The organism is Mesorhizobium sp. M7A.F.Ca.US.006.01.1.1, assembly GCF_003997935.1.
Classification (GTDB): domain Bacteria; phylum Pseudomonadota; class Alphaproteobacteria; order Rhizobiales; family Rhizobiaceae; genus Mesorhizobium.
The window spans coordinates 1-9,781 of sequence record NZ_RZQL01000252.1; the positions used below are offsets into that span (position 1 = coordinate 1).

Below are 9,781 nucleotides of genomic sequence, written 5' to 3' on the forward strand. Positions count from 1 at the left end.
TGGTGATGCCGGGCGACAACATCACGGTCGATGTCGAGCTGATCGTGCCGATCGCCATGGAAGAGAAGCTGCGCTTCGCTATCCGTGAAGGCGGCCGCACCGTCGGTGCCGGCATCGTCGTCACCATCAAAGAGTAATTTGGACTTAAACCGATCTGTCGCGGGCGCGGGAGTTGCCCGCGCCGCGCCAGAACAAGGAAGTGACGCATGAACGGACAGAATATCCGCATCCGCCTTAAGGCGTTTGACCACCGCGTGCTCGACGCCTCGACGAAGGAAATCGTGTCGACGGCCAAGCGTACCGGCGCAAACGTCCGCGGCCCCATTCCGCTGCCGACGCGGATCGAAAAGTTCACGGTCAACCGGTCGCCTCACGTCGACAAGAAGAGCCGCGAGCAGTTCGAGATGCGCACGCACAAGCGTCTGCTCGACATCGTCGATCCGACCCCGCAGACGGTCGATGCTTTGATGAAGCTCGATCTGGCCGCCGGCGTCGACGTCGAGATCAAGCTCTAAGGGAATGAGAGCGCGGTAAGGGGCGGTGCCCCTGGCCCGGAACTCTAAAGGAATTGAACCGATGCGTTCAGGTGTGATTGCAAAGAAGGTGGGAATGACCCGCATCTATAACGATGCCGGGGAACATGTTCCCGTCACCGTTCTCCTGATGGAGAACTGCCAGGTCGTGGCCCAGCGCACGCAAGAGAAGAATGGCTACACCGCCGTTCAGCTCGGCGTTGGCCTTGCCAAGGTGAAGAACACGTCGAAGGCGATGCGCGGCCATTTCGCGACCGCTTCCGTCGAGCCGAAGGCGAAGGTCGCCGAGTTCCGCGTCTCCGCCGACAACATGATCGATGTCGGCGCCGAGATCACCGTCGAGCATTTCGTCGCCGGCCAGAAGGTCGATGTGACGGGCACGACGATCGGCAAGGGTTTCCAGGGCGTTATCAAGCGCCACCACATGGGCGGTGGCCGTGCAACGCACGGCAACTCGGTTTCGCACCGTACGCACGGTTCGACCGGCCAGCGCCAGGACCCGGGCAAAGTGTTCAAGGGCAAGCATATGGCTGGCCACATGGGCGACACCCGCGTCACCACGCAGAATGTCGAGATCGTATCGACCGACGCCGACCGCGGCCTGATCCTGATCCGCGGTGCGGTTCCCGGATCGAAGGGCGCCTGGATCCTGGTCCGCGATGCGGCCAAGGTGGCACTGCCGGCCAATGCGCCGAAGCCTGCCGCGATCCGCGCCGTTGCTGCCGAAAGTGGCGCCAAGAACGAGGCTCCGGCCACAGAGGGAGCGGAATAATGGATCTCAAGATCACAACGCTGGGCGGCAAGGACGCCGGCAAGGTGGAACTCTCCGACGAGATTTTCGGCCTTGATCCGCGCGAAGACATCCTGCAGCGCGTCGTGCGCTGGCAGCTTGCCAAGAAGCAGCAGGGCACGCACAAGACCAAGGGTCGCGCCGAGATCGCGCGCACCGGCGCCAAGATGTACAAGCAGAAGGGTACGGGCCGCGCCCGTCACCATTCGGCACGCGCTCCGCAGTTCCGCGGCGGCGGCAAGGCCCACGGCCCGGTCGTTCGCAGCCACGAGCACGAATTGCCGAAGAAGGTTCGTGCTCTCGGCCTCAAGCATGCTCTCTCGGCCAAAGCCAAGAGCGCGTCGATCATCATCATCGACGAGCTGAAGCTGACCGAGGCCAAGACGAAGGCGCTGATCGCGAATTTCGCGACGCTGGGCCTGACCAACGCTTTGCTGATCGGCGGCGCCGAGCTTGACAAGAATTTCAAGCTGGCGGCGACGAACATCCCCAACATCGACGTGCTGCCCATCCAGGGCATCAACGTCTACGACATTCTGCGCCGCGGCACGCTGGTCCTTTCGAAGGCCGCCGTCGAGGCTCTCGAGGAGCGCTTTAAATGACCGACCTTCGTCATTACGACGTGATCGTCTCGCCGGCGATCACCGAAAAGTCGACCATGGCCTCCGAGCAGAACAAGGTCGTCTTCAACGTCGCCAAGAAGGCGTCGAAGCCGGAAATCAAGGCCGCCGTCGAAGCGCTGTTCGGCGTCAAGGTGATGGCCGTGAACACGCTTGTCCGCAAGGGCAAGATCAAGCGCTTCCGTGGCACGGTTGGCCGCCAGAGCGACGTCAAGAAGGCGGTTGTGACGCTGGCCGATGGCCAGTCGATCGACGTCGCGACGGGTCTCTGAGCAAGGCCGCGAGGACAGAACAATGGCACTGAAAAAATTCAACCCGGTAACGCCCAGCACCCGTCAGCTGGTCATCGTCGACCGCTCGGGCCTCTACAAGGGCAAGCCCGTCAAGGGTCTGACCGAAGGTCTGACCAAGTCGGGCGGCCGTAACAATCATGGTCGCATCACCGCCCGCTTCATCGGCGGTGGTCACAAGCGTTCGTACCGCATCATCGACTTCAAGCGCCGCAAGTTCGACGTCGTCGGCACGGTCGAGCGCATTGAATACGATCCGAACCGCACCGCCTTCATCGCGCTGATCAAGTATGACGATGGCGAGCTGTCCTACATCATCGCTCCGCAGCGTCTGGCTCCCGGCGACAAGATCGTGTCCGGTGAGTCGGTCGACGTGAAGCCGGGCAATGCGATGCCGCTGGCTTCGATGCCGGTCGGCACCATCGTCCACAACATCGAACTGAAGCCGGGCAAGGGCGCTCAGGTCGCTCGTTCGGCAGGTGGTTACGGTCAGCTGGTCGGTCGTGACCAGGGCATGGCGATCCTGCGCCTCAATTCGGGCGAGCAGCGTGTGGTTCACGGCTCCTGCATGGCCACTGTCGGCGCCGTGTCCAATCCGGACCACGGCAACATCAATGACGGCAAGGCCGGTCGCACGGTTTGGCGTGGCAAGCGCCCGCACAATCGCGGCGTGACCATGAACCCGGTCGACCATCCGCACGGCGGCGGCGAAGGCCGCACATCGGGTGGCCGCCATCCGGTTTCGCCCTGGGGCAAGCCGACCAAGGGCAAGAAGACGCGGTCCAACAAGGCGACCGACAAGTTCATCCTGCGCTCGCGCCATCAGCGCAAGAGCTAAGAAGAGGTAACGCCAAGTGACTCGTTCGATTTGGAAAGGCCCCTTCATTGACGGCTACCTTCTCAAGAAGGTGGACAAGGTTCGTGAAGGTGGTCGCAATGAGGTGATCAAGATGTGGAGCCGTCGCTCCACCATCCTGCCGCAGTTCGTCGGCTTCACCTTCGGTGTCTACAACGGCCAGAAGCATGTTCCCGTCTCGGTGAACGAGGACATGGTCGGTCACAAGTTCGGTGAATTCGCTCCGACCCGGACCTATTACGGTCACGGCGCGGATAAGAAGGCGAAGAGGAAATAATCATGGGCAAGGCCAAAGCTCCGCGCAGGCTTGCTGATAACGAAGCGCGCGCCGTATTGCGCACGATCCGTATCAGCCCGCAGAAGCTGAACCTCGTTGCCGCGCTGATCCGCGGCAAGAAGGTCGCGACAGCGCTTTCCGATCTCGAATTCTCGGCCAAGCGGATTTCCGGCACGGTCAAGAAGACGCTGGAATCGGCAATCGCCAACGCGGAAAACAACCACGACCTGGATGTCGATGCACTGATCGTGGCGGAAGCCTATGTCGGCAAGTCGATTGTCATGAAGCGGTTCCATGCCCGTGGCCGCGGTCGCGCCAGCCGTATCGAGAAGCCGTTCTCGCACCTCACGATCGTCGTTCGTGAAGTCGAAGAAAAAGGGGAGGCCGCATAATGGGCCAGAAAGTCAATCCGATCGGTCTTCGCCTCGGCATCAACCGCACCTGGGATTCGCGCTGGTTCGCGAACACCGGCGAGTACGGCAAGCTGCTGCATGAGGACATCAAGATCCGCAAGTATCTCGAGAAGGAGCTCAAGCAGGCTGCCATCTCGAAGGTCGTGATCGAGCGTCCGCACAAGAAGTGCCGCGTCACCATCCACGCCGCGCGCCCGGGTCTGATCATCGGCAAGAAGGGCGCCGACATCGAGAAGCTTCGCAAGAAGCTGATGGAGATGACGAAGTCCGAGACGCACCTCAACATCGTTGAAGTGCGCAAGCCGGAGATCGACGCGACCCTGGTCGCCCAGTCGATCGCCCAGCAGCTCGAGCGTCGTATCGCGTTCCGCCGCGCCATGAAGCGTGCCGTTCAGTCGGCGATGCGCCTCGGTGCCGAAGGCATCCGCATCAACTGCGCCGGTCGCCTCGGCGGCGCCGAGATCGCGCGCATGGAATGGTATCGCGAAGGCCGCGTGCCGCTGCATACGCTGCGTGCGGACGTCGACTACGGTACGGCCGAAGCGCATACGGCTTATGGCATCTGCGGCGTCAAGGTCTGGGTGTTCAAGGGCGAAATCCTTGAGCATGACCCGATGGCTTCGGAGCGTCGGGCCAGCGAAAGCGATGCAGCGCATGGCGGTGGTGGTGATCGCGAACGCGGTCGTCGTCGCGAAAACGCCTGAGACATTTAGGAATTTGGAGTTAGAACGATGCTGCAGCCAAAGCGCACAAAGTTCCGCAAGCAGTTCAAGGGCCGTATCCATGGTACCGCAAAGGGCGGCACCAACCTGGATTTCGGTGGTTTCGGGCTGAAGGCGCTTGAGCCGAACCGCGTCACCGCACGTGAGATCGAGGCGGCCCGCCGCGCGATCACACGTGAAATGAAGCGCGCTGGTCGCGTCTGGATCCGTATTTTCCCGGACGTGCCGGTCACTTCGAAGCCGACCGAAGTCCGCATGGGTAAGGGCAAGGGCGCGGTCGATTACTGGGCGGCGCGCGTCAAGCCGGGCCGCATCATGTTCGAGATCGACGGCGTCAATGAAGAAACCGCCCGTGAGGCACTGCGTCTCGGCGCGGCCAAGCTCTCGGTCAAGACGCGCTTCGTGCAGCGCATCGCAGAATAAGGACGGGCTGATCATGAAAGCCGAAGACATCCGGACCAAGACCCAGGACCAGCTGACCGACGACCTGGCCAGCCTGAAGAAAGAGCAGTTCAACCTGCGCTTCCAGAAGGCCACCGGCCAGCTCGAGAAGACCGCGCGCGTGAGACAGGTCCGTAAGGATATTGCGCGTATCAAGACCATCGCTGCGGAAAAGTCCGCGGCTAAGAAGGCTTAAGGACGAAAACCATGCCAAAGCGCATTCTGCAGGGCACCGTCGTCAGCGACAAGAACGAGAAGACGGTTGTCGTCAAGGTCGAACGGCGCTTCACGCATCCCGTGATGAAGAAGACCGTGCGCATGACCAAGAAGTACAAGGCGCACGACGAGAACAACGCCCACAAGGTAGGCGATCAGGTGTTCATCCAGGAATCGAAGCCGATTTCCAAGGACAAGCGCTGGATCGTCGTGTCTTCGGACCAAGCCTGACCTCGGGCGTAAACAACGAATTTTGGACAGACCGGGGAGGGGCTTTGAGCCCATCCCGTTAGAAGAGAAGAAGGCGGCCAGTCATGATTCAGATGCAAACAAACCTCGACGTCGCGGATAATTCCGGCGCCCGTCGTGTCATGTGCATCAAGGTGCTGGGCGGCTCGAAGCGGAAATACGCTTCCGTGGGCGACATCATCGTGGTGTCGATCAAGGAAGCCATTCCGCGCGGCCGCGTGAAGAAGGGCGATGTGATGAAGGCGGTCGTGGTTCGCACGGCCAAGGACATCCGCCGCCCGGACGGCAGCGTGATCCGTTTCGACAAGAACGCGGCCGTTCTCGTCGACAACAAGAAAGAGCCGATCGGCACGCGTATCTTCGGACCGGTTCCGCGCGAACTCCGCGCCAAGAACCACATGAAGATCATCTCGCTCGCGCCTGAAGTGCTGTAAGGAGCCGGACCAATGCAAAAGATTAGAAAAGGCGACAAGGTCGTCGTGCTGGCCGGCAAGGACAAGGGCCGTTCGGGCGAAGTCCTCTCGGTACAGCCGAAGGAAGACACCGCGCTGGTGCGCGGCGTCAACATGATCCGCCGTCACCAGAAGCAGTCCCAGTCCCAAGAGGGCGGGATCATCACCAAGGAAGCGCCGATCCAGCTGTCGAACATCGCGCTGGCCGACCCCAAGGATGGCAAGCCGACCCGCGTCGGCTTCATCTTCCAGAAGGACGGCAAGAAGGTGCGCGTCGCCAAGCGCTCGGGAGAAGTCATCAATGGCTAAGGCTCAAACCACGAAGCCCAAGGCTGAAAGCAAACAGTCCAAGGCTCAGAACACGCCGCGCCTCAAGCAGGTCTACAACGAGACCATCCGCAAGGCGCTGCAGGAACAGTTCGGCTACGACAACGAGATGCAGGTTCCGCGTATCGACAAGATCGTGCTGAACATGGGCGTTGGCGAAGCGACCGCCGATTCGAAGAAGCCTTCGATCGCGGCCGAAGACCTGGCGATGATCGCCGGCCAGAAGGCTGTCGTCACCCGCGCCCGCAACTCGATCGCCGGCTTCAAGGTCCGCGAGAAGATGCCGATCGGCGCCAAGGTCACGCTGCGCAAGGAACGCATGTACGAGTTCCTCGACCGCCTCGTGAACATCGCACTGCCGCGCGTCCGCGACTTTCGCGGACTGAATCCGAAGAGCTTCGATGGCCGTGGCAACTACGCCATGGGCATCAAGGAACACATCGTGTTCCCGGAGATCAACTACGACAAGGTTGATCAGATCTGGGGCATGGACGTCATCGTTTGTACGACTGCGAAGACGGACGACGAAGCCAGGGCATTGCTCAAGGCCTTCAACTTCCCCTTCCGCCAGTAACGGCAGCGAGAAAAGGAAAAATCTGAAATGGCAAAGACCAGCTCAGTCGAGAAGAACAACAGGCGCCGCAAGCTTGCCGACCAGTACGGTCCCAAGCGGGCTGCCCTGAAGGCGATCATCATGGACCAGTCCAAGCCGATGGAAGAGCGCTTCCGCGCTCAGCTCAAGCTTGCCGCCATGCCGCGCAACTCGGCCAAGATCCGCATCCGCAACCGCTGCGAAGTCACCGGCCGTCCGCGCGCCTACTATCGCAAGCTCAAAGTATCGCGCATCGCGCTTCGTGATCTCGGCAATAACGGCCAGATCCCGGGCCTGGTCAAGTCGAGCTGGTAAGGAGGACATAACATGTCATTGAGCGATCCTCTCGGCGATATGCTGACCCGCATCCGCAACGCGTATGGCCGCAAGAAGTCGAGCGTTTCGACGCCGGCTTCGCGTCTGCGCACCCGCGTCCTCGACGTGCTGAAGGCTGAAGGCTATATCCGCGATTACAGCCAGACCGACTTCGACAACGGCAAGTCCGAAATCGAAATCGAGCTGAAGTATTTCGACGGCGCGCCGGTCGTGCGCGAAATCGCCCGCGTCTCGAAGCCAGGCCGCCGCGTCTATGTTTCGGCCAAGTCGATTCCGCAGGTCGCCAACGGCCTCGGCATCGCCATCCTTTCGACACCGAAGGGCGTGATGGCCGACCATGAAGCACGTGAACAGAACGTCGGCGGTGAGATCCTCTGCCAGATCTTCTGATCTGGCAGTTGACCGCAAAGTGGAATCCGGTCTTCGGATCGTTCCCGAAGACAGAGACCTGAAACAAGAGAAGTGACGAGGACAACAAAATGTCTCGTATTGGAAAGAAACCCGTTTCGCTGCCGCAGGGCGTGACCGCGACCGTCAACGGCCAGACCGTGACGGCGAAGGGCCCCAAGGGTGAGCTGAAGTTCGTGGTGAACGACGAAGTGCTGGTCAAGATGGAAGGCAGCGAGATCGCTGTCCAGCCGCGCGACCAGACCAAGACCGCCCGCTCCAAGTGGGGCATGTCGCGCACGCAGATCGTCAACATCCTGCAGGGCGTCAAGGACGGTTTCGAGAAGAAGCTCGAGATCACCGGCGTCGGCTATCGCGCGGCACTTCAGGGCAAGAACCTGCAGCTGGCGCTTGGCTTCAGCCATGACGTCGTCTATGAGACGCCGCAGGGCATCACGATCACGGTGCCGAAGCCGACTGAAATCACCGTGGCCGGCATCGACAAGCAGCAGGTCGGCCAGGTTGCGGCCGAGATCCGCGAGTATCGTGGTCCCGAGCCCTACAAGGGCAAGGGCGTCCGCTATGCCGGCGAGAAGATCGTCCGCAAGGAAGGCAAGAAGAAGTAATGGGCCTGGCCTTGAGAAGTTGAAGACTTTTCGGAAAAGGCCAAGCCAGGAAGTGTAACGCCGCGGGGAGCGGTCGCGGGAGGCGCTTTCGCCTACCGCATATGGCGGCCCCCGTTTTTTGAAGGCAAGGAAGACCATCATGGGTACCAAGGAATCCACGCAGCGCCGCGCGCAGCGCGTCCGTCGTCAGATCAAGAAGGTCGCCGGCGAGCGTCCGCGTCTGTCGGTCCACCGCACGTCCAAGAACATTTACGTGCAGGTCATCGATGACGCCAAGGGCCACACCATCGCTGCCGCTTCGACGCTCGAAAAGGACCTCAAGGGTTCGCTCAAGACCGGCGCCGACACCGCTGCCGCCACCGCGATCGGCAAGCTGATCGCCGAGCGCGCCACCAAGGCCGGCGTCAAGGAAGTCGTCTTCGACCGCGGCGCCTACATCTATCACGGCCGCGTCAAGGCGCTCGCCGAGGCTGCCCGCGAAGGTGGCTTGAGCTTCTAAGCATGATCCCGAAAAGTTGCAGACTTTTCGGATAAAGATTATGCGAAGGAAATGATTTCACCCCCGGTGACCGTTTCCCGATTTATTCGGGGCGAGGCACCGGATCTTATCAGCAACCGTGCTTCCGGAAAAAAACAAGGAACAGGATATGGCACAGGAACGTAGGGATGGCGGCCGCGGCCGCGATCGTGAAGAACGCGATGACGGCATGGTGGACAAGCTCGTCCACATCAACCGCGTCGCCAAGGTCGTCAAGGGCGGCCGTCGCTTCGGTTTTGCAGCACTCGTCGTCGTCGGCGACCAGAAGGGCCGCGTCGGCTTTGGTCACGGCAAGGCGCGCGAAGTGCCGGAAGCTATCCGCAAGGCAACTGAATCGGCCAAGCGCGACATGATTTTCGTGCCGCTGCGCTCGGGCCGTACGCTGCATCACGACGTCGAAGGACGCTGGGGTGCTGGACGCGTGCTGCTGCGCGCCGCCAAGCAAGGTACCGGCATCATCGCCGGTGGCCCGATGCGCGCTGTCTTCGAGACGCTCGGCATGCATGACGTGGTCGCCAAGTCGATGGGGTCGTCGAACCCCTACAACATGGTTCGCGCCACCTTCGACGCGCTGAAGAGCCAGATGCATCCCAAGGATGTGGCTGCTGCTCGCGGCATCAAGTATTCGACCCTTCAGGCCCGCCGCGGCACCGCCGTTGCGGCTGAAGAATAGTCGATCTGACCAGGGATTTTGACCATGGCCAAGAAAGCAACCAAGACCATCACCGTTGAGCAGATCGGTTCGCCGATCCGCCGTCCGAAGGAACAGCGCGCGACGCTGGTCGGCCTCGGCCTCAACAAGATGCACAAGCAGCGCACGCTGGAAGATACGCCCTCCGTGCGCGGCATGATCGCTGCCGTCCAGCATCTCGTCCGCGTCGTGGACGAGGGCTGAGCCAGAGCGCAGGAGAACTCAGATGAAACTCAACGATCTGCGTGACAAGGACGGCGCGACGCACTCCAAGAAGCGTCTCGGCCGTGGTATCGGCTCCGGCTCCGGCAAGACCGGCGGGCGCGGCGTCAAGGGCCAGAAGGCGCGCTCCGGCGTCGCCATCAACGGTTTCGAGGGTGGCCAGATGCCGCTCTACCGGCGCCTGCCGAAGCGTGGCTTCAACA

21 protein-coding genes and 1 pseudogene are annotated in these 9,781 nt (G+C 61.5%); all 22 read left to right on the forward strand.

Annotated features, from left to right (window positions below; genetic code table 11):
* Positions 1–137: pseudogene (gene tuf / locus EN943_RS30515) on the forward strand (elongation factor Tu); the annotation flags it as partial.
* Between the two features lie 69 nt (positions 138–206).
* The gene (gene rpsJ, locus EN943_RS30520) at positions 207–515 is read left to right on the forward strand and encodes a 30S ribosomal protein S10 (protein ID WP_010909272.1); all 309 of its coding nucleotides are present in this window, start codon (positions 207–209) and stop codon (positions 513–515) included.
* A 61-nt stretch (positions 516–576) separates the two neighbouring features.
* Positions 577–1,305, forward strand: coding sequence for a 50S ribosomal protein L3 (gene rplC, locus EN943_RS30525; RefSeq protein WP_013531422.1), 729 nt, complete (start codon positions 577–579; stop codon positions 1,303–1,305).
* Complete coding sequence (gene rplD, locus EN943_RS30530) at positions 1,305–1,925, forward strand: 50S ribosomal protein L4 (RefSeq protein ID WP_013531423.1); 621 nt, start codon at positions 1,305–1,307, stop codon at positions 1,923–1,925. Before rplC ends, rplD begins: the two co-directional genes overlap by 1 nt.
* Positions 1,922–2,215 (forward strand): 50S ribosomal protein L23, encoded by a 294-nt coding sequence (locus EN943_RS30535; protein ID WP_013531424.1) that lies wholly within the window; start codon positions 1,922–1,924, stop codon positions 2,213–2,215. Before rplD ends, EN943_RS30535 begins: the two co-directional genes overlap by 4 nt.
* 22 nt (positions 2,216–2,237) lie before the next feature.
* A complete protein-coding gene (gene rplB / locus EN943_RS30540; protein ID WP_024505067.1) occupies positions 2,238–3,071 on the forward strand; it encodes a 50S ribosomal protein L2 in 834 nt (277 codons plus the stop codon).
* Between the two features lie 16 nt (positions 3,072–3,087).
* Positions 3,088–3,366, forward strand: a complete 279-nt coding sequence (gene rpsS, locus EN943_RS30545; RefSeq protein WP_006205463.1) for a 30S ribosomal protein S19 — start codon at positions 3,088–3,090, stop codon at positions 3,364–3,366.
* Positions 3,367–3,368: 2 nt separating this feature from the next.
* On the forward strand, positions 3,369–3,758 hold the full coding sequence (gene rplV, locus EN943_RS30550; protein ID WP_006205462.1) for a 50S ribosomal protein L22: 390 nt from the start codon (positions 3,369–3,371) through the stop codon (positions 3,756–3,758).
* Positions 3,758–4,483 carry a 30S ribosomal protein S3 gene (gene rpsC / locus EN943_RS30555; RefSeq protein WP_013531426.1) on the forward strand — a complete coding sequence of 242 codons (726 nt, stop codon included), beginning with the start codon at positions 3,758–3,760 and terminating at the stop codon, positions 4,481–4,483. Before rplV ends, rpsC begins: the two co-directional genes overlap by 1 nt.
* A gap of 27 nt (positions 4,484–4,510) precedes the next feature.
* Positions 4,511–4,924 (forward strand): 50S ribosomal protein L16, encoded by a 414-nt coding sequence (gene rplP, locus EN943_RS30560; RefSeq protein ID WP_013531427.1) that lies wholly within the window; start codon positions 4,511–4,513, stop codon positions 4,922–4,924.
* Between the two features lie 13 nt (positions 4,925–4,937).
* On the forward strand, positions 4,938–5,138 hold the full coding sequence (gene rpmC, locus EN943_RS30565; protein ID WP_006205459.1) for a 50S ribosomal protein L29: 201 nt from the start codon (positions 4,938–4,940) through the stop codon (positions 5,136–5,138).
* A gap of 11 nt (positions 5,139–5,149) precedes the next feature.
* Positions 5,150–5,389 (forward strand): 30S ribosomal protein S17, encoded by a 240-nt coding sequence (gene rpsQ, locus EN943_RS30570; RefSeq protein WP_010909280.1) that lies wholly within the window; start codon positions 5,150–5,152, stop codon positions 5,387–5,389.
* 83 nt (positions 5,390–5,472) lie between these two features.
* Positions 5,473–5,841 carry a 50S ribosomal protein L14 gene (rplN, locus tag EN943_RS30575; protein WP_006205457.1) on the forward strand — a complete coding sequence of 123 codons (369 nt, stop codon included), beginning with the start codon at positions 5,473–5,475 and terminating at the stop codon, positions 5,839–5,841.
* Positions 5,842–5,853: 12 nt separating this feature from the next.
* Positions 5,854–6,168, forward strand: coding sequence for a 50S ribosomal protein L24 (gene rplX / locus EN943_RS30580; protein WP_013531428.1), 315 nt, complete (start codon positions 5,854–5,856; stop codon positions 6,166–6,168).
* Positions 6,161–6,760, forward strand: a complete 600-nt coding sequence (gene rplE / locus EN943_RS30585) for a 50S ribosomal protein L5 (RefSeq protein ID WP_013531429.1) — start codon at positions 6,161–6,163, stop codon at positions 6,758–6,760. Before rplX ends, rplE begins: the two co-directional genes overlap by 8 nt.
* A 27-nt stretch (positions 6,761–6,787) precedes the next feature.
* Positions 6,788–7,093, forward strand: a complete 306-nt coding sequence (gene rpsN, locus EN943_RS30590) for a 30S ribosomal protein S14 (protein WP_013895695.1) — start codon at positions 6,788–6,790, stop codon at positions 7,091–7,093.
* Between the two features lie 12 nt (positions 7,094–7,105).
* The gene (gene rpsH, locus EN943_RS30595) at positions 7,106–7,504 is read left to right on the forward strand and encodes a 30S ribosomal protein S8 (RefSeq protein ID WP_013531431.1); all 399 of its coding nucleotides are present in this window, start codon (positions 7,106–7,108) and stop codon (positions 7,502–7,504) included.
* 89 nt (positions 7,505–7,593) lie between these two features.
* Positions 7,594–8,127, forward strand: coding sequence for a 50S ribosomal protein L6 (gene rplF / locus EN943_RS30600; RefSeq protein WP_013531432.1), 534 nt, complete (start codon positions 7,594–7,596; stop codon positions 8,125–8,127).
* A gap of 139 nt (positions 8,128–8,266) precedes the next feature.
* On the forward strand, positions 8,267–8,626 hold the full coding sequence (gene rplR, locus EN943_RS30605) for a 50S ribosomal protein L18 (protein WP_023812084.1): 360 nt from the start codon (positions 8,267–8,269) through the stop codon (positions 8,624–8,626).
* Positions 8,627–8,774: 148 nt separating this feature from the next.
* Positions 8,775–9,338, forward strand: coding sequence for a 30S ribosomal protein S5 (gene rpsE / locus EN943_RS30610; RefSeq protein ID WP_006333394.1), 564 nt, complete (start codon positions 8,775–8,777; stop codon positions 9,336–9,338).
* A gap of 24 nt (positions 9,339–9,362) precedes the next feature.
* Positions 9,363–9,560 (forward strand): 50S ribosomal protein L30, encoded by a 198-nt coding sequence (gene rpmD, locus EN943_RS30615; RefSeq protein WP_006205449.1) that lies wholly within the window; start codon positions 9,363–9,365, stop codon positions 9,558–9,560.
* Between the two features lie 22 nt (positions 9,561–9,582).
* Positions 9,583–9,781, forward strand: a 199-nt coding sequence (gene rplO, locus EN943_RS30620) for a 50S ribosomal protein L15 (protein ID WP_127415816.1), incomplete at its 3' end; no start/stop codon positions are given.

Bases quoted from the DNA above. Each gene is read 5' to 3' on its own strand.
- rpsJ (WP_010909272.1), top strand. From the start codon at position 207: ATGAACGGACAGAATATCCGCATCCGCCTTAAGGCGTTTGACCACCGC.
- rplC (WP_013531422.1), top strand. From the start codon at position 577: ATGCGTTCAGGTGTGATTGCAAAGAAGGTGGGAATGACCCGCATCTAT.
- rplD (WP_013531423.1), top strand. From the start codon at position 1,305: ATGGATCTCAAGATCACAACGCTGGGCGGCAAGGACGCCGGCAAGGTG.
- EN943_RS30535 (WP_013531424.1), top strand. From the start codon at position 1,922: ATGACCGACCTTCGTCATTACGACGTGATCGTCTCGCCGGCGATCACC.
- rplB (WP_024505067.1), top strand. From the start codon at position 2,238: ATGGCACTGAAAAAATTCAACCCGGTAACGCCCAGCACCCGTCAGCTG.
- rplV (WP_006205462.1), top strand. From the start codon at position 3,369: ATGGGCAAGGCCAAAGCTCCGCGCAGGCTTGCTGATAACGAAGCGCGC.
- rpsC (WP_013531426.1), top strand. From the start codon at position 3,758: ATGGGCCAGAAAGTCAATCCGATCGGTCTTCGCCTCGGCATCAACCGC.
- rplP (WP_013531427.1), top strand. From the start codon at position 4,511: ATGCTGCAGCCAAAGCGCACAAAGTTCCGCAAGCAGTTCAAGGGCCGT.
- rpmC (WP_006205459.1), top strand. From the start codon at position 4,938: ATGAAAGCCGAAGACATCCGGACCAAGACCCAGGACCAGCTGACCGAC.
- rpsQ (WP_010909280.1), top strand. From the start codon at position 5,150: ATGCCAAAGCGCATTCTGCAGGGCACCGTCGTCAGCGACAAGAACGAG.
- rplN (WP_006205457.1), top strand. From the start codon at position 5,473: ATGATTCAGATGCAAACAAACCTCGACGTCGCGGATAATTCCGGCGCC.
- rplX (WP_013531428.1), top strand. From the start codon at position 5,854: ATGCAAAAGATTAGAAAAGGCGACAAGGTCGTCGTGCTGGCCGGCAAG.
- rplE (WP_013531429.1), top strand. From the start codon at position 6,161: ATGGCTAAGGCTCAAACCACGAAGCCCAAGGCTGAAAGCAAACAGTCC.
- rpsN (WP_013895695.1), top strand. From the start codon at position 6,788: ATGGCAAAGACCAGCTCAGTCGAGAAGAACAACAGGCGCCGCAAGCTT.
- rpsH (WP_013531431.1), top strand. From the start codon at position 7,106: ATGTCATTGAGCGATCCTCTCGGCGATATGCTGACCCGCATCCGCAAC.
- rplF (WP_013531432.1), top strand. From the start codon at position 7,594: ATGTCTCGTATTGGAAAGAAACCCGTTTCGCTGCCGCAGGGCGTGACC.
- rplR (WP_023812084.1), top strand. From the start codon at position 8,267: ATGGGTACCAAGGAATCCACGCAGCGCCGCGCGCAGCGCGTCCGTCGT.
- rpsE (WP_006333394.1), top strand. From the start codon at position 8,775: ATGGCACAGGAACGTAGGGATGGCGGCCGCGGCCGCGATCGTGAAGAA.
- rpmD (WP_006205449.1), top strand. From the start codon at position 9,363: ATGGCCAAGAAAGCAACCAAGACCATCACCGTTGAGCAGATCGGTTCG.